This window comes from Streptomyces sp. NBC_01508 (assembly GCF_045040315.1).
Lineage (GTDB): Bacteria > Actinomycetota > Actinomycetes > Streptomycetales > Streptomycetaceae > Streptomyces.
On sequence record NZ_CP109419.1, the window covers coordinates 3,296,667 to 3,317,091 of the forward strand.

Here is a 20,425-nt window from a genome sequence, read left to right on the forward strand (position 1 = left end):
GGGCCGGCTCAGTCAGGCAGCCCCCAGAACGAGCCGTGCAGCCCGACCCCGGCGAAGTAGGCGCCGGCGGCGGCGGGGTCGCGGCGCGTGTAGCCCGGGTCCATGCGTCCGGTGTACCAGTCACTGGCGAAGTGCCACAGGGTGCCCAGATCCATGACGTGGCCACGCTCCTGGTCCGTCCTCCCCAGCCAGGTGTCGACACAGTCGGTGGAGCAGAACAGTCGCTGGTTGGCGCAGGTGTGCACGATGTCGTCCCAGGCCCGGCGCATGGGGGTGAGGAAGTGGGCCACCTGGTCGCCCTTCGGAGGTGCCTCCCGGCCGACCACCCAGGCGTGCGGGGCGTCGCAGGCCGGGCAGCGGGTGGCGACCAGGACGTCGGGCTCCTCCAGGAGCAGATGGGGCAGGGCGAACGAGTCCCAGGCGCAGCCACCCCACCACAGGGTGTGCGCCCCCATGACGGAGAAGCCGAGCGGCAGGGACGCGAAGGGGTGGGCCATCACGACGTTGTCGTTGTCCTGCGGGTTCAGGACCAGATCATGACGTACGTGAAGGGTGCGCAGTTCCTGACGCACCTGGTCGGGGCCGAGTCCGGTGGATTCGGCGAGTTCCGGCACGCTCGGGGCCTGTCCGGTGAGCGCGAATCCGGTGTAGACGGCCAGGCGGACCCGCTCCGTCCCGTGGCTCGTCGGTGCTGCTGAGGCGTTCCCGGTCATTCTTGTCGTTCCTTCGGTGGTGGCGGCGGCAGTGGTGGCGGGGGCGGTTTCCAGGGTGCGCCTCGGTCAGGCCCGGGGCTTGAACGTTCGTGCGGCACCATGGGGACATGCACCATGGGGACATGACGTCTTCCGGAGAACGCGCCGCCTACTGGCGGGTTCCCGGGCTTGCGCTGGAGGCCATGGGCGCCCGCTTCGAGCACTACGCCTATCCGGTGCATGCCCACGACACGTACTCCTTCGGAGTCACCGACGACGGAGCGCAGTCATTCACGTGCAGGGGGGAACGGCACGTCAGCGCGGCCGGACTCGTCATGGCGTTCAATCCGGACGACCCGCACGACGGACAGTCCGCCGTCCACCACGGCTACCGCTACCGGATGCTCCACATCGGCGAGGATCTTGTCCGGGACGTGCTCGCCGACGCGACCCCCGGCCCCGGCCCCGGCCACGCCGAACTGCCGCTGTTCGACGCCCCCGTGGTGGACGACCCGGCCCTGACCCGAGCCGTGGCCCGGCTCCACAGCGCGGTCGTCAAGGACGCCTCCCGGCTGGTCGTCGAGGAACGCCTCACCGCCGCCGTACTGTCCCTGACCCGCGAGGCCGCGACGAAGCCGGCACCTCTCCCGACGGGCCGGGCGGGCCGACCGGGCCGGGTGGACCTGGCCTCCATGGGGCGGGCCCGATGCCTGTTGCGGCGGCGATTCGCCGAGAACATCAGTGCCGACGAGCTGGCGCGGGTGGCCGGGTGCAGCCGCTTCACGCTGTACAGGGGCTTCCGCGCGGCGTACGGCTTCGCGCCCAGCGACTATCAACGCGATCTGCGGTTGCGCCGTGCCCGTGCGCTGCTGGCCGAGGGCGTCACACCGTCGACGGCCGCCGTCGAGGCCGGATTCGCGGACCAGGCCCATCTCACCCGATGGTTCACCCGTACGTACGGCGTCACCCCGGCCGCCTACCGCACGGCGCACGGCGCCGCACGGCGAGAGTCGCTGACCGCGCGTCCACGGCGGCTCTGAAAAAAGAAGTGGGCCCCGCACCAACTTCGGTGCGGGGCCCACTTCTTGGTTGCTCGTGTGGGAGCTACCAGGTCCGACCAGCGACTACTTGCTGATCTTGGTGACCTGGCCGGCGCCCACGGTCCGGCCACCCTCGCGGATGGCGAACTTCAGGCCCTCCTCCATGGCGACCGGCTGAATCAGCGAGACCGTCATGAGGGTGTTGTCGCCCGGCATGACCATCTCGGTGCCCTCGGGGAGGGTCACGACGCCGGTCACGTCAGTCGTACGGAAGTAGAACTGCGGGCGGTAGTTGTTGAAGAAGGGGGTGTGACGACCACCCTCGTCCTTCGACAGGATGTAGGCCTGGGCCTCGAACTCGGTGTGCGGCGTGACCGAACCGGGCTTGATGATGACCTGGCCGCGCTCGACGTCCTCGCGCTTGATGCCACGCAGGAGCAGACCGACGTTCTCACCGGCCTGGCCCTCGTCGAGCAGCTTGCGGAACATCTCGATGCCGGTGACCGTGGTGGTGGTCTTCTCGGTCTTGATACCGACGATGTCGACGGTCTCGTTGACCTTGAGCACACCACGCTCGATACGGCCGGTGACGACCGTGCCACGGCCGGTGATCGTGAAGACGTCCTCGATGGGCATGAGGAACGGCTTCTCGACGTCACGCTCGGGCTGCGGGATCGACTCGTCGACGGCCTTCATCAGGTCGAGGACGGTCTGGCCCCACTCCTTGTCGCCTTCGAGCGCCTTGAGCGCCGAGACCTTGACGACCGGCAGGTCGTCGCCCGGGAACTCGTACTCGGAGAGGAGCTCACGGACCTCGAGCTCGACGAGCTCAAGGATCTCCTCGTCGTCCACCATGTCGGCCTTGTTCAGCGCGACGACGATGTACGGCACGCCTACCTGGCGGGCCAGGAGCACGTGCTCCTTGGTCTGCGGCATCGGGCCGTCGGTCGCGGCGACCACGAGGATGGCGCCGTCCATCTGCGCCGCACCCGTGATCATGTTCTTGATGTAGTCCGCGTGACCGGGGCAGTCGACGTGCGCGTAGTGACGCGACTCCGTCTGGTACTCGACGTGCGCGATGGAGATGGTGATACCGCGCTGGCGCTCCTCGGGAGCCTTGTCGATCTGGTCGAAGGCCGAGGCCTCGTTCAGGTCCGGGTACGCGTCATGCAGCACCTTGGTAATGGCGGCCGTGAGGGTCGTCTTACCGTGGTCGATGTGACCGATGGTGCCGATGTTGACGTGCGGCTTAGTCCGCTCGAACTTCGCCTTCGCCACTGGGGTCCTCCTGGAGTGGTTCTGTACGCCTTACTCATCGGCGCCAGGTGATCTTTGCTGGGATGCCGGGGCCCGGGGCACCGGGCACCTCGCGCGGTTTCCCGTACGCGGTGTCCGGTGGCCCCAGGGCTTGCCGGTGACAAGCCTAAAGCGTGCTCGGGACGAGCTACTCGCCCTTGGCCTTCGCGATGATCTCCTCGGCGACGTTCCGGGGAACCTCGGCGTAGGAGTCGAACTGCATCGAGTAGCTTGCGCGACCCGAAGTCTTGCTGCGGAGGTCTCCGACGTAGCCGAACATCTCCGAGAGGGGCACGAGGCCCTTCACGACGCGAGCGCCGCTGCGCTCCTCCATGGCCTGGATCTGGCCACGGCGGGAGTTGAGGTCGCCGATGACATCGCCCATGTAGTCCTCGGGCGTGGTGACCTCGACGGACATCATCGGTTCGAGCAGTACGGGCGACGCCCTGCGGGCACCCTCCTTGAACGCCTGCGAACCGGCGATCTTGAAGGCGAGCTCGGAGGAGTCGACCTCGTGGTAGCCACCGTCGAGAAGGGTGACGCGGACGCCCACCATCTCGTAGCCGGCCAGGATGCCGAACTGCATGGCCTCCTGGGCACCCGCGTCCACCGAGGGGATGTACTCACGGGGGATACGGCCACCGGTCACCTTGTTCACGAACTCGTAGGTCGCGTCGCCGCCCTCGATGGGCTCCATCGCGATCTGCACCTTCGCGAACTGACCGGTGCCACCGGTCTGCTTCTTGTGCGTGTAATCGATACGCTCGACGGTCTTGCGGATCGTCTCACGGTACGCGACCTGCGGCTTACCGACATTCGCCTCCACGCGGAACTCGCGGCGCATGCGGTCGACAAGCACTTCGAGGTGAAGCTCGCCCATACCACCGATGATGGTCTGGCCGGTCTCCTCGTCCGAGTGAACCTGGAAGGAGGGGTCCTCCTCCGAGAGCCGCTGGATGGCGACACCCAGCTTCTCCTGGTCACCCTTGGACTTGGGCTCGATCGCGACCTCGATGACCGGCGCCGGGAAGTCCATGGACTCCAGGATCACCGGGTTCTTGTCGTCGCTCAGCGTCTCACCGGTGGTGGTCTGCTTCAGGCCCATGACGGCGACGATGTCGCCGGCGCCCACCGACTCGATCTCCTCACGCTTGTTCGCGTGCATACGGTAGATCTTGCCGATGCGCTCCTTCTTGCCCTTCACGGAGTTCAGCACCGCTGTGCCGGCCGTCAGGCGCCCGGAGTAGATCCGGACGAAGGTGAGCTTGCCCAGGTGCGGGTCGCTCGCGATCTTGAAGGCGAGGCCGGAGAACGGCTCGTCGTCGGACGGGCGGCGCGAGATGACCTTCTCCGGGTCCTTGACGTCGTGGCCTTCGATGGCGTCGACGTCGAGGGGGGAAGGCAGGTAGCGCACGACCGCGTCGAGCAGGGGCTGAACGCCCTTGTTCTTGAACGCGGTACCACAGAAGACAGGCGTGACGGTGACGGAGTCGGCCGCGCCCTTGGAGGCGAGCGTGATACGGCGGATCGCCGCGTGCAGCTGCTCCTCGGTGGGCTCCTGGCCCTCCAGGTACAGCTCCATCATCTCGTCGTCGTTCTCGGACACGACCTCAAGGAGCTTGCCGCGCCATTCCTCGGCCGCCTCGGTGTGCGTGTCCGGGATGTCGACGACGTCGTACATCTCGCCCTTGGTCGCCTCGGCGGACCAGACGAAGGCCTTCATCGACACGAGGTCGACGACGCCCTTGAAGTCCATCTCGGCACCGATCGGAAGCTGCATGACGATCGGAACCGCGCCGAGGCGGTCCGAGATCATGTCGACGCAGCGGTGGAACTCCGCGCCGGTCCGGTCGAGCTTGTTGACGAAGCAGATACGCGGCACGCCGTAGCGGTCCGCCTGACGCCATACGGTCTCGGACTGCGGCTCAACGCCCGCCACGCCGTCGAACACGGTGACAGCGCCGTCGAGGACGCGGAGCGAACGCTCCACCTCGACGGTGAAGTCGACGTGACCCGGGGTGTCGATGATGTTGATCGTGTGATCGACATCGTCGAGCGGCCAGTGGCAGGTCGTCGCGGCAGACGTGATCGTGATGCCGCGCTCCTGCTCCTGCTCCATCCAGTCCATCGTGGCAGCGCCGTCGTGGACCTCACCGATCTTGTAGCTCACACCGGTGTAGAACAGGATCCGCTCTGTGGTGGTCGTCTTGCCCGCGTCGATGTGGGCCATGATCCCAATGTTGCGGACCTTGGCCAGGTCAAGCGAAGTGGTGGCCATAAGGCTCAATCTTCTCTCGGTCTCGATGTGGGCGCTGACTACCAGCGGTAGTGCGCGAAGGCCTTGTTGGACTCGGCCATCTTGTGCGTGTCCTCACGCTTCTTGACCGAAGCGCCGAGGCCGTTCGAGGCGTCGAGCAGTTCGTTCATGAGGCGCTCGGTCATGGTCTTCTCGCGACGGGCGCGGGAGTAACCGACGAGCCAGCGCAGCGCGAGGGTGGAGGCGCGACCGGGCTTGACCTCGATCGGCACCTGGTAGGTGGCGCCGCCGACGCGGCGGGACTTGACCTCAAGAGACGGCTTGACGTTCTCAAGCGCGCGCTTCAGCGTGATGACCGGGTCGTTGCCGGTCTTCTCGCGGAGGCCTTCCATGGCGCCGTACACGATCCGCTCGGCGGTGGAACGCTTGCCGTTGAGCAGAAGCTTGTTGATCAGCGACGTGACAAGAGGAGAACCGTAGACCGGGTCGATGATGACCGGGCGCTTCGGGGCAGGGCCCTTACGAGGCATTGTTTACTTCTCCTTCTTGGCGCCGTAGCGGCTGCGGGCCTGCTTGCGGTTCTTGACACCCTGGGTGTCCAGGGAACCGCGGATGATCTTGTAACGAACACCCGGCAGGTCCTTCACACGGCCACCACGCACGAGCACGATGGAGTGCTCCTGCAGGTTGTGTCCCTCACCCGGAATGTAAGCCGTGACCTCGATGCCGGAGGTCAGTCGCACACGCGCGACCTTCCGCAGGGCCGAGTTGGGCTTCTTCGGGGTGGTCGTGAACACACGCGTGCAGACGCCGCGGCGCTGAGGGGAGCCCTCAAGGGCAGGCGTCTTGTTCTTCTCGACCTTGTCCTGCCGGCCCTTCCGGACCAGCTGCTGGATCGTAGGCACTACTTCTCCGGTTTCTGTGTGCCGTTAGTAAAACTAACCTGGAACACTCACCGACCCACGCGGTCGGGTGTGTCGAACACTGCGAGATCCCGCTGGAGGCGGAGAAAGCGCAGATTGCGGTGGCCTCTGTACGGACTCGCCATGCGGTTGAGGACACGCACAGGAGCCCAGGCACACCCCAGGCACAAGGCTTGAGCGTACCTACCTCATCGACTCCGGTCAAAACAAATGCCGGCGGGCTGGATCGGCACCGGATTCCTGCGCCTGGGATCCTTGCCACCAGGGCTCTGTTGGCCGTTCCCGCCCTGGCGGACGATGTCTTCAGTACGTTGATTCCTGCGGCCCAGACGAGGGACGGGAGGCGGCCATGGTACGTGTGCCGACTCCCGGCGACGACGGCCTCGACGACAGGGTCCCGTTTCTGGCGAGGCTCGAAGAGACGGAGCGCGACGCCCTGCTCACTCTGGGGCGCGAAATGCGTTTCGCCCCACGCGCGGAGCTGCTGCGCGAGTACGAGCCGTCCAGCCACATCCTGTTGGTCCTGAACGGCTGGACCAAGGTCACCGCTACCGCTCCCAACGGCTATGTGATGCTCCTGGCCCTGCGCGGCCCCGGGGACATCATCGGAGAGTCGGCGGCCCTCACGGGAAGACCACGCTCGGCCACCGTCACCGCCCTCGAACCGGTACGGGCGGCCGTGATCGACCACGACGGGTTCCAGAAGTACCTGGCGGACTGGCCCGAGGCCATGCTGAAACTCCTGGGACTCACCAGCGACCGCAGTCGGGCCGGCGACCGAAGACGACTGGAGTTCGCCTCACTGACCGTACGCGAGCGTCTTGCCGCGCTGCTGCTGGAGCTGGCCAGGACACACGGCCGCCCCGTTCCGGCAGGCATCGAACTGGCCGTACCGCTGAGCAAGATGGAACTCGCGGGTTCCGTGGGTGCTTCTCGGGAGATGGTGCAGCGCCTCCTCAAAGAGTTACGTGAGCGCGAGGTCATCGTGACGGGCCGACGCACACTGACCATCCTGCGCCCGGACGTCCTGCGCCGGGTGGGCGGAAGCGGCTGACCCAACAGGGACCCCGGCGCCGTCTGTGCACACGGTCACACTTCGTCAGCGTCATACGCCCTCACCGTTCATCTCCCGCTCCGGCCAGTCTGCCGTTGTTCGGCAAACCGACCGAGAGGTGACCATGAACAACCCCGTGAACCGGACCATCCTGCTCCTGGACATCGAGCGCTACAGCGACCGGGACGATGTCGAGCAGGCATACCTGCGCCGGATGCTCTACAACATCGCCGATCAGACCCTGGACGCCGCCGGCATCGGCTCCGGCCTGCGCCAGCGCGCCGACCGCGGCGACTCCGTGATGGAACTGATCGACGCCAACGCACCGGTGAGCGTTCTGCTGCGGACACTGCTCACCGAAGTACCGGTCCAACTCCGCGACACCAATCGCAAGGCCTCCCGCAGTGCCCAGATCCGATTGCGTGCCGTCCTGGCGACCGGATACGTCGCCATCGACGCCCACGAGGGATGGGTCGGCACAGACCTCAACCACGCCTGCCGACTGCTCGACGCGACACTGCTGCGGAACGCACTGCGTGAACGCCCCGACGACTTCGCGCTCTGTGTGTCCGACTCGGTGCATCAGGGGATCGTGCGACACGGCCATCCCGGCATCCGGCCCGAGGACTTCAGCCACATCACACCGCAGAGCAAGAACGGGCTCCTCTCCGCCTGGCTGTACGGACCGGTCCCCTCGGCCGGCCCGGAGCAGGAAGGCGGCGGCGATACGCCGGAGTCGACCGCCGCCCCGGGCAGCGATGCCGCCCCCGCGAATGCCGCCCCGACATCACCCCGTACTCCCGCCTCCACGCAGATCATGGGCGACCAGTACGGCATCGCCGGTGGCACCAACCACGGGGACCTCAACATCTCCCTCGACCGCCGGCCCCGGAAGGATCAGCGGTGAGTCAGACCGATCCCCAGAAGACCACCGACGACGAGAAGCCCGCCGGAGGCGGTGAGGAGGAGAAGCAGGAGAAGACCGACGCCGATACGGACCAGCGCCCACCGGCCTGGGCCGCCAGGCGGGATCTCATCGAGCACAGCCCGCGCGACCTGGCCGGCGGGCTCGTCCACGGCAGCCGGGGCGGCGAACTCATCCACGGCAGCCAATACGGCCTGACGGGCGGCGAGGTCCACGGGAACGTCAATATCCAGGTCGGCACCTATGGTGCTTACGCCGAGCCACAGCCCCTGTCCGGTGAGATCCCCGCGAACACGCTGGCTCAGCTCTCCCTCGTCTTCGCCGAGGGTCCCCGCTTCGCGGACGCGCTGTCGCGACTGCGCGACGACCACTTCGTGATCCTTTCGGGAGGCATTGCCACCGGTCGTCGCGCGGCGGCGCTGATGCTGCTCCACCGTCTGGGGCTCGGCCACATCCGGTCGCTGGCTCCCGAGACCTCACCGGCCTCGGTGCGCGATCACCTTGAAACGTCCGCCGGCTATCTGCTGGCAGACATCATGGTCAGCAGGACCCGGCCTCTCCAAGAGACCCATCTGCTTGCCATCCGCGAACAGTTGGTCTCCAGCCACAGCCATCTGGTGATCACCGTGGCCGAATCGTCCGCACCCCGAGACGTGGACCATGTGGCCTGGGAACCACCGTGCGCGCGGGAGGTGCTCGAAGCGCATGTCCTCTCACACGCGGGCGTGGCCGGCTGGGAGCGCGTGAGAGACCTGGCACCGGTGCGTACCTTTCTCAGCCGGGACCATACGCCGGTCGAGGCGACCGACTTCGCCCGGCATCTCGTCGCGGTCGCCCAAGGAACGACACCCGAGGAACAACTGACGTCCCTCAGTGAGGAGACCACACAGGCCCAGATCGAGTCGTGGCTCACCGGGGACACCACTCATCTGCGGGACAAGGCTTTTCTCATCTCGCTGAGCGTCTTCGATCAGGCGCCGTACGCGCTGGCCGCGGAGTTGGGCGACAGACTCTTCACGCTCCTCAACAGGACCGAGAATCCGGGGAGCCCGGAAGGCGTCCCCGTCTTCGGAAGCTCACGGCAGACCCGTCTGAACCTGGCCAGAGCGCGCGGCTACCAGTCGACCGAGACCACCGCCTGGGGCTCCGTCGACCAGTACATGGCCGCGTTCAAGGACCGGAAGATACCGGCCCGACTGCTGGACACGGCGTGGCTGCTCTACCCGTCGGCCCGACCCGCACTCGTCTCCTGGCTCCGCGACCTGGCCGCAGACGGCCGGCCCCTGGTCCGTACAAGAGCCTCTGCCGCGGCGGCCGTGCTCACCAAGTCCGACCTTTCGTCCGGTCTGGCCCATCTCGTCGAACCCTGGGCCGGTGGGAAGAAGTACGGCTCGCGACTGGCCGCCGCGAACACGCTCACGCTCGCTCATCTGTTGGAGACGCCGGCCATTCCGGAGATCCTGCACGACTGGTGTGTCGGGGAGGACGAGAACCGCCGGTGGACAGCCATCCGCGCCTACGGGCTTCTTGGGCCGGTACTGCGCGAGAAGGCCATGAAGGCACTGATCACCGCCACTCGCGAGTACAGCCGCAACGAGGGCCGTCAGAAGGACCGGGTGGACCGGGAGGAAGGAGAGGAGAACGAAGAACTGCTCGAACTGGTCGAGGCCGTCCAACTCCTGCTGCTCGCCGCCCGAGGTCCCGTCCTCACCGAATTGTCGGAACTGGTCGGCAGCGATCACGCGGTCCGCGGTCCGCTGCTCGGCGCCTTCCTGCTCGCCTGCGCACAAGTCGGCGACGACGCGCGGGCCCGGCCACTCATCCTGGAGTGGTACCGCGACGCGCTGGACGAAAACCCCACCGAGGCGCATGAGTTGACAGGGCTGTGGCGCACCGCGCTCAACGACCGTCAGCACACGGATCAGGCGCTGAAGACCATGGGTGAGTGGATCAGATTCGCCGAACGATCGCCTGACGTGGAGGGAGCACTGTCCGTCCTCCTGTCGGACCTCGCCCAGGATCCGGCGGAGTGCGCCCGTCTGGGACACCTGCTGCGCACCGTGTCGAGGGCGGACGGCGGACCCGTCGCCGAACGACTCCTGGTCGCTGTCCCAGGTGCGTCCCTCCCTCAAGGAGCACCCCGATGACGCACATCCCACCGCCGTCCGAGTGGCCTGCGGCACCGGTGCCGAGCCATGGCCTCAAGGATCCCGTACGCACCGTCCGGCAACTCTCGCGCTTCGAGTACGCCAGGCGGCGCCCGCGCACCCGCGTCGACCACGCACTGGTGCTCGTCACCGCCCAGGGCACGTACGACACCTTCCTGCCGCCTCACCGCCCCCGGCGTAGCGATGCCACCACCAAGCACTACATCGCTCTCTACGAGGTGGACATGGGACTTCACCCTGTACGCGTCGAACTCTCCCTTCCCAGCGCGATCGACGCCTTCCAGTTCGAGGCGGTCGCCGATCTCACCTGGCAGGTGACAGAACCGGCCGCAGTCATCGACTGCGGTGTACGTGACGTGCCCGCACTGCTGGGACCACGCCTGGGACACATCCTGCGACAGGCCAGCCGTCTGCATCAGATCCACTCGGTCCGCGCGGCCGAGACAGCGGTCCAGCAGTCCTTCAGCAGCGCGCCACCACTCGCCGCGACGGAGGGACTGACCGTCCACTGCACCGTGCGGCTTCACACGGATCAAGGAGAACGCTCCCAGAGCGAACGGCTGCGCACCGCCCACCACGAGGCGTCCGCCACGCCTCCTGAGCACCGGATCCGGATGGAGGCACTGCGCAGGGATCTCGAAGCCCAGGAGTACGAGCGGCGGATGGCCGGCGAGCGGATCAAATTCTACGAGGAACAACTGGCGAAGGGTGGGGTCGCGATGCTGGTCCTGCATCTCGTCCAACACCCGCAGGACACCGCTCTGGTCATGGAGAACCTACGCAAGGAGCAGACGGACCTGGTCGCGAACCAACTCCATCTGGTGGACCAGATCCTGAGCGAACACGGCCTGGAGCGCTACCAGATGGAGGAGCCCAAGGAGCATGTGGCCGAGACCATCAACCGGGTGCTGACGCAGCCCTCCCCGGGCCGGTCCCCCAACGACTCGAAGGCCGTTCCCTCCACCCACGACACGGGCACAGGCATGGAGAGGAGTGAGCCGTGACAGCACCCGGCGGTGATCGCGACTCCGCTCCCCTCGGACGGCACGAGGGCCGTGTACACATCAGCACCCGGCGCCGTGGCATCGACGCCGCCACGGCCGTACATCTCGCACTGCACATACCCAACGCGCTGTTCAGTCTGCTGATCGTGATCGCCGTCTCGCTCGTCCTGGGGCAGCTCACCGCTCTCTCACCCTGGGTGGGGGCCGGTCTGTGGTCGGTGAGCGGGTCTCTCGCCTTCTGGCACCCGGCCGAGAACGTGATAGCGCGTCTGTTCATGGGGATGCACCACCCCACCGAGAAGGAACTCGCACGGCTGACACCGCTGTGGCATGAGGTGACCGCACGCGCCGGTGTGGACGCGTCGGCGTACACACTCTGGGTCGAGGAGAGTTGCGACATCAACGCGTCGGCGACCGGCGGGCATATCGTGAGCGTCACGAGCCATGCCGTGGAACGACTTCCCGACGGTCAGCTCGCGGCCGTCCTCGCGCACGAGCTGGGCCATCATGTGGGTGGTCACGCCTGGTCGGCGCTGCTGGCGTACTGGTACTCACTGCCCGGTCGGCTCGCCTGGCGTCTACTCCACGTGATCGTCGTGCGAACGCGTGAGCGGTCACGGATCATCGCAGAGGTGATCATCCTGACTCTCGTCGCCGGTGTGGTGTTCACCGTCGTGATCACCAAGGGTCTGATCCTGCTCCTCGTCGCCGCCCCGTTCCTGATCCGCGCCGTCGGCCGCAACGCGGAGCTGCGGGCCGACCGGTACGCGAGCGGCCTCGGGCTCAAGCCTCATCTGACGGCACTGCTCAGTGGCCCGCTCGCCACGGAAGGAACAGGAACAAAGGACGACCTGACCACCGGTCCGTCGGCCTTCCTGGCGCGGCTGCTCGCCTCGCACCCGGACAGCCGGGCCCGGCTGCACGCCCTGCGGCGGCACGGCGAACGGCATTCCTGACACGCCGGAGGGCGGCCACCCCGTACGAAACGGGGTGACCGCCCTCCGGTCGGTCAAGCGACTCTCTTACTGGTTGTACGGACCGTAGTCGTAGTCCTCCAGCGGAACGGCCTGGCCGGAGCCCGTGCCGAACGGTGAGTAGTCGATGTCGTCGTAGCCCACGGCCGAGTACATCGCCGCCTTGGCCTCCTCGGTCGGCTCCACCCGGATGTTGCGGTAGCGGGAGAGACCCGTACCCGCCGGGATGAGCTTTCCGATGATGACGTTCTCCTTGAGGCCGATCAGGGAGTCCGACTTGGCGTTGATCGCCGCGTCGGTCAGGACCCTGGTCGTCTCCTGGAAGGACGCCGCCGACAGCCACGACTCGGTGGCCAGCGACGCCTTGGTGATACCCATCAGCTGCGGACGGCCGGAGGCCGGGTGGCCGCCTTCCGTGACCACGCGACGGTTCTCCGTCTCGAACTTCGAGCGCTCGACGAGCTCGCCCGGCAGCAGTTCCGCGTCGCCGGACTCGATGATCGTCACACGGCGCAGCATCTGCCGGATGATGATCTCGATGTGCTTGTCGTGGATCGACACGCCCTGCGAGTTGTAGACCTTCTGGACCTCGCCGACCAGGTGGACCTGGACCGCGCGCTGACCGAGGATCCGCAGCACGTCGTGCGGGTTGGTGGCACCCACGGTGAGCTTCTGGCCCACCTCGACGCGGTCACCGTCGCCCACGAGCAGACGGGCGCGCTTGGAGATCGGGAACGGCGTCTCCTCGCTTCCGTCGTCCGGGGTGACGACGAGCTTCTTCGTCTTCTCGGTCTCCTCGATGCGGACGGAGCCCGCGGCCTCGGAGATCGGCGCGACACCCTTGGGCGTACGGGCCTCGAAGAGCTCGACGACACGCGGCAGACCCTGCGTGATGTCGTCGCCCGCCACACCACCGGTGTGGAAGGTACGCATCGTCAGCTGGGTGCCGGGCTCACCGATGGACTGGGCGGCGATGATGCCGACCGCCTCACCGATGTCGACCAGCTTGCCGGTGGCCAGCGAACGTCCGTAGCAGAAGGCACAGGTGCCGACCGCGGACTCGCAGGTCAGGACCGAGCGGGTCTTGACCTCCTCCACGCCGGCCGCCACGACCGCGTCGATCAGGACATCGCCCAGGTCGACGTTGGCCGGCGCGATGACCTTGCCGTCCACGACGACGTCCTCGGCGAGCATCCGCGCGTACACGGACGTCTCGACGTCCTCCGCCTTGCGCAGGACACCGTCGGCGCCGCGCTCGGCGATCCGCAGCTTGAGGCCGCGGTCGGTGCCGCAGTCCTCCTCGCGGATGATGACGTCCTGCGAGACGTCCACCAGACGACGGGTGAGGTAACCCGAGTCGGCGGTACGCAGGGCGGTGTCGGCCAGACCCTTACGGGCACCGTGCGTGGAGATGAAGTACTCCAGCACGGACAGGCCTTCACGGAAGGACGCCTTGATGGGACGGGGAATCGTCTCGTTCTTGGCGTTGGACACCAGACCACGCATACCGGCGATCTGACGCATCTGCATCATGTTTCCGCGAGCGCCCGAGTTCACCATCATGAAGATGGGGTTCGTCTTCGGGAAGTTCGCGTTCATCGCCTCGGCGACCTCGTTGGTCGCCTTGGTCCAGATCGCGATGAGCTCCTGCGTGCGCTCGTCCTTGGTGATCAGACCGCGCTCGTACTGCTTCTGGACCTTCTCGTCCTGCTCCTCGTAGCCCTTGACGATGGCCTTCTTCGCCTCGGGCACGACGACGTCGGAGATGGCGACGGTGACGCCGGAACGCGTCGCCCAGAAGAAGCCGGCCGCCTTCAGGTTGTCGAGCGTCGCCGCCACGATGACCTTGGGGTAGCGCTCGGCGAGGTCGTTGACGATCTCGGAGAGCTGCTTCTTGCCGACCGAGTAGTCGACGAACGGGTAGTCCTCGGGCAGCAGCTCGTTGAAGAGCGCGCGCCCCAGGGTCGTACGCAGCCGGAACGGGTCACCCTGCTGCCAGTCGGCGTTGACCTCACCGTCCTCGCCTACCGGCGGGGTCCAGCCGCGCGGCGGGATGGTGCCCACCGGGAAGCGGATGTCGATCTTCGCCTGGAGCGACAGCTCCCGGTTGTCGAACGCCATCGTGGCCTCGGCGCTGGAGCCGAAGGACCGGCCCTCGCCGATGACCTCGCGCTCCTCCTCGTCCGTGGTGAGGAAGAAGAGGCCGAGCACCATGTCCTGGGTGGGCATGGTGACGGGGCGGCCGTCGGCCGGCTTGAGGATGTTGTTCGAGGACAGCATCAGGATGCGGGCCTCGGCCTGCGCCTCCGCGGAGAGCGGCAGGTGGACGGCCATCTGGTCACCGTCGAAGTCCGCGTTGAACGCGGTGCAGACGAGCGGGTGGATCTGGATGGCCTTGCCCTCGACGAGCTGCGGCTCGAAGGCCTGGATGCCGAGGCGGTGCAGGGTCGGAGCACGGTTCAGCAGCACCGGGTGTTCGGCGATGACCTCTTCGAGGACGTCGTACACGACGGTGCGGCCACGCTCGACCATGCGCTTGGCCGACTTGATGTTCTGCGCGTGGTTCAGGTCCACCAGGCGCTTCATCACGAACGGCTTGAAGAGCTCCAGCGCCATGGCCTTCGGCAGACCGCACTGGTGCAGCTTGAGCTGCGGTCCGACGACGATCACGGAACGGGCCGAGTAGTCGACCCGCTTGCCGAGCAGGTTCTGGCGGAAACGGCCCTGCTTGCCCTTCAGCATGTCGCTGAGGGACTTCAGGGGCCGGTTGCCGGGACCGGTGACCGGGCGACCGCGGCGGCCGTTGTCGAACAGCGCGTCGACGGCCTCCTGGAGCATCCGCTTCTCGTTGTTCACGATGATCTCGGGGGCACCGAGGTCAAGGAGACGCTTGAGGCGGTTGTTGCGGTTGATCACGCGGCGGTACAGGTCGTTCAGGTCGGAGGTCGCGAAGCGGCCACCGTCCAGCTGCACCATCGGACGCAGGTCCGGCGGGATCACCGGCACGCAGTCCAGCACCATGCCCTTGGGGCTGTTGCTGGTCTGCAGGAACGCGGAGACGACCTTGAGGCGCTTGAGCGCACGGGTCTTCTTCTGGCCCTTGCCGGTACGGATGATCTCGCGGAGCCGCTCGGCCTCTTCGTTCAGGTCGAAGGACTCCAGGCGCTTCTGGAGCGCCGCGGCGCCCATCGAGCCGTCGAAGTACGTGCCGAAGCGGTCCCGCAGCTCGCGGTAGAGCAGCTCGTCGCCCTCCAGGTCCTGGACCTTGAGGTTCTTGAAGCGGCTCCACACCTCGTCGAGACGGTCGATCTCGCGCTGCGCACGGTCGCGCAGCTGCTTCATCTCACGCTCGGCACCTTCGCGCACCTTGCGGCGCACGTCGGCCTTGGCACCCTCGGCCTCCAGCTCGGCCAGGTCGGTCTCAAGCTTCTTGGCGCGGGCTTCGAGGTCGGAGTCACGACGGTTCTCGACCTGCTGACGCTCGACGGAGACATGCGCCTCCAGCGAGGGCAGGTCGCGCGTCCGGCGCTCCTCGTCCACGAACGTGATCATGTACGCGGCGAAGTAGATGACCTTCTCAAGGTCCTTCGGCGCGAGGTCGAGCAGGTATCCCAGACGCGACGGGACGCCCTTGAAGTACCAGATGTGGGTGACGGGAGCGGCAAGCTCGATGTGGCCCATCCGCTCACGGCGCACCTTGGCGCGCGTGACTTCGACGCCACAGCGCTCACAGATGATGCCCTTGAAGCGGACACGCTTGTACTTGCCGCAGTAGCACTCCCAGTCCCGGGTGGGGCCGAAGATCTTCTCGCAGAAGAGTCCGTCCTTCTCGGGCTTGAGCGTGCGGTAGTTGATGGTCTCCGGCTTCTTCACTTCGCCGTGGGACCAGGTCCGGATGTCGTCCGCGGTGGCGAGGCCAATCCGCAGCTCGTCGAAGAAGTTGACGTCGAGCACTTGTCGTCAATCCCTCTTTCGGGGGTTCGAGCCCCCTCGCGTGAGCGAGAAATACGGGGCACTTCAGCAGATGGTCTGAGGGGTCCGGGGAGAGCCGGCCGGATACGGGATCCGGCCGGCCGGCCCGTCAGACCTCTTCGACGCTGCTCGGCTCTCGCCGGGACAGGTCGATACCGAGCTCCTCCGCCGCACGGAAGACGTCCTCGTCCGTGTCGCGCATCTCGATGGACATGCCGTCCGAGGACAGCACCTCCACGTTGAGGCAGAGCGACTGCATTTCCTTGATGAGCACCTTGAAGGACTCGGGAATGCCGGGCTCGGGGATGTTCTCGCCCTTGACGATGGCCTCGTAGACCTTCACGCGGCCGGTCACGTCGTCGGACTTGATGGTCAGCAGTTCCTGGAGGGCGTAAGCGGCGCCGTACGCCTCCAGCGCCCACACCTCCATCTCACCGAAGCGCTGGCCGCCGAACTGGGCCTTACCACCCAGCGGCTGCTGGGTGATCATGGAGTACGGACCGGTCGAGCGGGCGTGGAGCTTGTCGTCGACCAGGTGGTGGAGCTTGAGGATGTACATGTAGCCGATGGACACCGGCTCGGGGAACGGCTCACCGGAGCGGCCGTCGAACAGGCTGGCCTTGCCGGAGGCCTTGACCATCCGCTCGCCGTCGCGGTTCGGGATCGTGGCCTCGAAGAGACCGGAGATCTCGTCCTCGCGCGCACCGTCGAAGACGGGTGTCGCGACGTTGGTACCGGGCGCGACCTCGTCGGCGCCGATGACCTTCAGCCGCTCCATCCAGTCCTCGCTGCCCTCGACCTTCCAGCCCTGGCTGGCGAGCCAGCCGAGGTGGATTTCGAGGACCTGTCCCGGGTTCATGCGGGACGGGACGCCGAGCGGGTTGAGGATGATGTCGACCGGGGTGCCGTCCTCAAGGAAGGGCATGTCCTCGATCGGCAGGATCTTGGAGATGACGCCCTTGTTGCCGTGCCGGCCGGCCAGCTTGTCACCGTCGGTGATCTTGCGCTTCTGTGCGACGTAGACGCGGACCAGCTGGTTCACGCCCGGAGGCAGTTCGTCGCCCTCCTCGCGGTCGAAGACGCGGACACCGATGATCTTGCCGGTCTCGCCGTGCGGCACCTTCAGCGAGGTGTCGCGGACTTCCCGGGCCTTCTCACCGAAGATCGCGCGGAGCAGGCGCTCCTCCGGCGTCAGCTCGGTCTCACCCTTGGGCGTGACCTTGCCGACGAGGATGTCTCCGGCCGTGACCTCGGCACCGATACGGATGATGCCGCGCTCGTCGAGGTCCGCGAGGACCTCTTCGGAGACGTTCGGGATGTCCCGGGTGATCTCCTCCGGGCCGAGCTTGGTGTCCCGGGCGTCGACCTCGTGCTCCTCGATGTGGATCGAGGAGAGGACGTCGTCCTGGACCAGCCGCTGGCTGAGGATGATCGCGTCTTCGTAGTTGTGGCCCTCCCACGGCATGAAAGCCACGAGGAGGTTCTTGCCGAGCGCCATCTCGCCCTGCTCGGTGGCGGGACCGTCGGCGAGCACCTGGCTCTCGACGACCCGGTCACCCTCGGCGACGACGACCTTCTGGTTGACGGAGGTGCCCTGGTTGGAGCGGGAGAACTTGGCGATGCGGTACGTGGTGTACGTGCCGTCGTCGTTGGCGACGGTGATGTAGTCCGCGGAGACCTCCTGGACCACACCTTCCTTCTCCGCCTTGATGACGTCACCCGCGTCGACCGCGCAGCGGTACTCCATGCCGGTGCCGACCAGCGGCGCCTCGGCCGTGATCAGCGGTACGGCCTGGCGCATCATGTTCGCGCCCATGAGGGCACGGTTGGCGTCGTCGTGCTCCAGGAACGGGATCATCGCGGTCGCGACCGACACCATCTGGCGCGGCGAGACGTCCATGTAGTCGACGTCGTCGCCGGGGATGTAGTCGACCTCGCCGCCACGACGGCGGACCAGGACGCGCGGCTCGGTGAACCGCATCTCCTCGGAGAGCGTCGCGTTGGCCTGGGCGATGACGAAGCGGTCCTCCTCGTCGGCGGTCAGGTAGTCGACCTCGTCGGTGACCTGGCCCTCGACTACCTTGCGGTACGGCGTCTCGATGAAGCCGAAGGGGTTGACCCGGCCGTACGAGGCGAGGGAGCCGATCAGACCGATGTTCGGTCCTTCCGGCGTCTCGATCGGACACATGCGGCCGTAGTGCGACGGGTGCACGTCACGGACCTCGAAGCCGGCCCGCTCACGCGAGAGACCACCCGGGCCGAGCGCGTTGAGACGGCGCTTGTGGGTGAGACCCGAGAGCGGGTTGTTCTGGTCCATGAACTGCGACAGCTGGCTGGTGCCGAAGAACTCCTTGATGGAGGCGACGACCGGCCGGATGTTGATCAGCGTCTGCGGCGTGATCGCCTCGACGTCCTGGGTCGTCATGCGCTCACGTACGACGCGCTCCATCCTCGCCAGACCCGTACGGACCTGATTCTGGATGAGCTCGCCCACGTTGCGCAGACGGCGGTTGCCGAAGTGGTCGATGTCGTCGGTCTCGACGATGATCTGCGTGCCGCTCTCGCCGACCGTCTCGGTCTCACCGGCGTGCAGCTTCACCAGGTACTTGATCGTGGCGATGATGTCGTCGGTGGTGAGCACACCGGCGTCCAGCGGCTCTTCCGCGCCGAGCTTCTTGTTCACCTTGTAGCGGCCGACCTTCGCGAGGTCGTAGCGCTTGGGGTTGAAGTAAAGATTCTCGAGCAGCGTCTGGGCCGCCTCGCGGGTCGGGGGCTCGCCCGGACGCAGCTTGCGGTAGATGTCGAGCAGCGCGTCGTCCTGGCCCTGGGTGTGGTCCTTCTCCAGGGTGGCGCGCATCGACTCGTACTCGCCGAACTCCTCCAGGATCTGCTCGGTCGTCCAACCGAGAGCCTTGAGCAGGACGGTCACGGACTGCTTGCGCTTGCGGTCGATACGGACACCGACCATGTCGCGCTTGTCGATCTCCATCTCCAGCCAGGCACCCCGGGACGGGATGATCTTGGAAGAGAAGATGTCCTTGTCGGACGTCTTGTCGATCGAGGAATCGAAGTAGACACCCGGCGAGCGCACCAGCTGGGTCACCACGACACGCTCGGTGCCGTTGATGACGAAGGTGCCCTTGTTCGTCATGAGCGGGAAGTCACCCATGAAGACCGTCTGGGACTTGATCTCGCCGGTCTCGTTGTTGGTGAACTCGGCGGTGACGAAGAGCGGGGCCGCGTACGTGAAGTCGCGCTCCTTGCACTCGTCGATCGAGTTCTTGGGAGGCTCGAAGCGATGGTCGCGGAAAGTCAGCGACATCGACCCGGAGAAGTCCTCGATCGGGGAGATCTCCTCGAAGATCTCCTCCAGACCCGACTTCCTGGGGACGTCCTGGCCGTTCTCCAGAGCAGCCTCGACACGAGCCCTCCAGACGGCGTTGCCGAGCAGCCAGTCGAAGCTCTCGGTCTGCAGCGCGAGGAGGTTCGGAACCTCGAGGGGCTCCTTGATCTTTGCAAAGGAAATGCGCAGCGGGGCGGTGCTGGCGCCGTTGTTCGTATTCGTGGTCGAGGCGTTGCGCGAGGCGGCCAAGAGGGGGTCCTTCCGAGGGCTCGGACTCACTACGCGCGTACCGGTCCCGAGCTGGACACAGCAGGCGACTAGCCCCGAAAGGGCTGATCAGCCGACGATGTCATGCATGGGGGTGCCCCTGGTGACGGGCAGGGAGCAGCTAACAGGCAGCGCAAAGGGTCAGTGTAGCCACTTGGCACACTGATGTCCAGGCCGGGTTTTGCGAGACCCTCGTTGTTCTCAACACCTTGTCTCAACTGCGTACAGACCCACGCCGTAGGCGCACATCGATCCTGCCCTCTTCGTCGCCGATCCATGCCTCGGATTCGGATCGATATGGCGACGCGTCCTGAGAATTGCGCGCTGCGTGCGGTTCGTCAAGGCCCCCCGCCCCGTACGGATCGTCACCGGTCGTACGGAAGGCACGGCGATGATCACCATACTCGCAGCCGGCCGAAGAGCAAGGAACCCCTCGCGGCAACGCAGAAGGGCGGTCACCCGTACGGGTGACCGCCCTTCTCGTCAACGCTGTGCGCCTCGCGGCGCGGT

The 20,425-nt window shown here is 66.6% G+C and carries 13 protein-coding genes; 6 read left to right on the forward strand and 7 right to left on the reverse strand.

The window, feature by feature from the left end; all coding sequences use genetic code 11:
• Positions 1 to 8: 8 nt before the first annotated feature.
• Positions 9 to 713 carry an organomercurial lyase gene (merB, locus tag OG700_RS15020; RefSeq protein ID WP_405613713.1) on the reverse strand — a complete coding sequence of 235 codons (705 nt, stop codon included), beginning with the start codon at positions 711 to 713 and terminating at the stop codon, positions 9 to 11.
• A 122-nt stretch (positions 714 to 835) separates the two neighbouring features.
• On the opposite strand from merB, the gene OG700_RS15025 reads away from it, so the two are divergent.
• Entirely contained in the window at positions 836 to 1,732 is an 897-nt protein-coding gene (locus tag OG700_RS15025) for an AraC family transcriptional regulator (RefSeq protein WP_405613715.1), read from the forward strand.
• A gap of 84 nt (positions 1,733 to 1,816) precedes the next feature.
• Here OG700_RS15025 and tuf read toward each other — a convergent pair whose 3' ends face one another.
• The 4 genes from tuf to rpsL all read right to left on the reverse strand — a co-directional run bounded on the left by tuf (position 1,817) and on the right by rpsL (position 6,190).
• On the reverse strand, positions 1,817 to 3,010 hold the full coding sequence (gene tuf / locus OG700_RS15030) for an elongation factor Tu (RefSeq protein ID WP_023539362.1): 1,194 nt from the start codon (positions 3,008 to 3,010) through the stop codon (positions 1,817 to 1,819).
• 166 nt (positions 3,011 to 3,176) lie between these two features.
• Complete coding sequence (fusA, locus tag OG700_RS15035) at positions 3,177 to 5,306, reverse strand: elongation factor G (protein ID WP_405613717.1); 2,130 nt, start codon at positions 5,304 to 5,306, stop codon at positions 3,177 to 3,179.
• A 38-nt stretch (positions 5,307 to 5,344) separates the two neighbouring features.
• Positions 5,345 to 5,815: a 30S ribosomal protein S7 gene (gene rpsG, locus OG700_RS15040; RefSeq protein ID WP_023539364.1), complete on the reverse strand. Its 471-nt coding sequence runs from the start codon at positions 5,813 to 5,815 to the stop codon at positions 5,345 to 5,347.
• A 3-nt stretch (positions 5,816 to 5,818) separates the two neighbouring features.
• A complete protein-coding gene (gene rpsL, locus OG700_RS15045; protein ID WP_003948652.1) occupies positions 5,819 to 6,190 on the reverse strand; it encodes a 30S ribosomal protein S12 in 372 nt (123 codons plus the stop codon).
• A 367-nt stretch (positions 6,191 to 6,557) separates the two neighbouring features.
• Here rpsL and OG700_RS15050 point away from each other — a divergent pair, with 367 nt between their 5' ends.
• The 5 genes from OG700_RS15050 (at position 6,558) to OG700_RS15070 (ending at position 12,315) form a co-directional block, all read left to right on the forward strand.
• Positions 6,558 to 7,262 (forward strand): Crp/Fnr family transcriptional regulator, encoded by a 705-nt coding sequence (locus OG700_RS15050; RefSeq protein WP_405613720.1) that lies wholly within the window; start codon positions 6,558 to 6,560, stop codon positions 7,260 to 7,262.
• A gap of 124 nt (positions 7,263 to 7,386) precedes the next feature.
• Positions 7,387 to 8,169 (forward strand): hypothetical protein, encoded by a 783-nt coding sequence (locus OG700_RS15055; RefSeq protein ID WP_405613722.1) that lies wholly within the window; start codon positions 7,387 to 7,389, stop codon positions 8,167 to 8,169.
• Positions 8,166 to 10,334 carry a hypothetical protein gene (locus OG700_RS15060; RefSeq protein ID WP_405613724.1) on the forward strand — a complete coding sequence of 723 codons (2,169 nt, stop codon included), beginning with the start codon at positions 8,166 to 8,168 and terminating at the stop codon, positions 10,332 to 10,334. The genes OG700_RS15055 and OG700_RS15060 overlap by 4 nt, the downstream gene beginning before the upstream one ends.
• Positions 10,331 to 11,359, forward strand: a complete 1,029-nt coding sequence (locus OG700_RS15065) for a hypothetical protein (RefSeq protein ID WP_405613726.1) — start codon at positions 10,331 to 10,333, stop codon at positions 11,357 to 11,359. Before OG700_RS15060 ends, OG700_RS15065 begins: the two co-directional genes overlap by 4 nt.
• Entirely contained in the window at positions 11,356 to 12,315 is a 960-nt protein-coding gene (locus OG700_RS15070) for a M48 family metalloprotease (protein ID WP_405613728.1), read from the forward strand. Before OG700_RS15065 ends, OG700_RS15070 begins: the two co-directional genes overlap by 4 nt.
• A 66-nt stretch (positions 12,316 to 12,381) precedes the next feature.
• On the opposite strand, the gene OG700_RS15075 is transcribed toward OG700_RS15070, so the two are convergent.
• Both OG700_RS15075 and rpoB read right to left on the reverse strand, forming a co-directional pair.
• Complete coding sequence (locus tag OG700_RS15075) at positions 12,382 to 16,287, reverse strand: DNA-directed RNA polymerase subunit beta' (protein WP_405613730.1); 3,906 nt, start codon at positions 16,285 to 16,287, stop codon at positions 12,382 to 12,384.
• A 127-nt stretch (positions 16,288 to 16,414) separates the two neighbouring features.
• Positions 16,415 to 19,897 carry a DNA-directed RNA polymerase subunit beta gene (rpoB, locus tag OG700_RS15080; RefSeq protein ID WP_405613732.1) on the reverse strand — a complete coding sequence of 1,161 codons (3,483 nt, stop codon included), beginning with the start codon at positions 19,895 to 19,897 and terminating at the stop codon, positions 16,415 to 16,417.
• Between the last annotated feature and the right edge of the window lie 528 nt (positions 19,898 to 20,425).

Bases quoted from the DNA above. Each gene is read 5' to 3' on its own strand.
- merB (WP_405613713.1), bottom strand. From the start codon at position 713: ATGACCGGGAACGCCTCAGCAGCACCGACGAGCCACGGGACGGAGCGG.
- OG700_RS15025 (WP_405613715.1), top strand. From the start codon at position 836: ATGACGTCTTCCGGAGAACGCGCCGCCTACTGGCGGGTTCCCGGGCTT.
- fusA (WP_405613717.1), bottom strand. From the start codon at position 5,306: ATGGCCACCACTTCGCTTGACCTGGCCAAGGTCCGCAACATTGGGATC.
- rpsG (WP_023539364.1), bottom strand. From the start codon at position 5,815: ATGCCTCGTAAGGGCCCTGCCCCGAAGCGCCCGGTCATCATCGACCCG.
- OG700_RS15050 (WP_405613720.1), top strand. From the start codon at position 6,558: ATGGTACGTGTGCCGACTCCCGGCGACGACGGCCTCGACGACAGGGTC.
- OG700_RS15055 (WP_405613722.1), top strand. From the start codon at position 7,387: ATGAACAACCCCGTGAACCGGACCATCCTGCTCCTGGACATCGAGCGC.
- OG700_RS15065 (WP_405613726.1), top strand. From the start codon at position 10,331: ATGACGCACATCCCACCGCCGTCCGAGTGGCCTGCGGCACCGGTGCCG.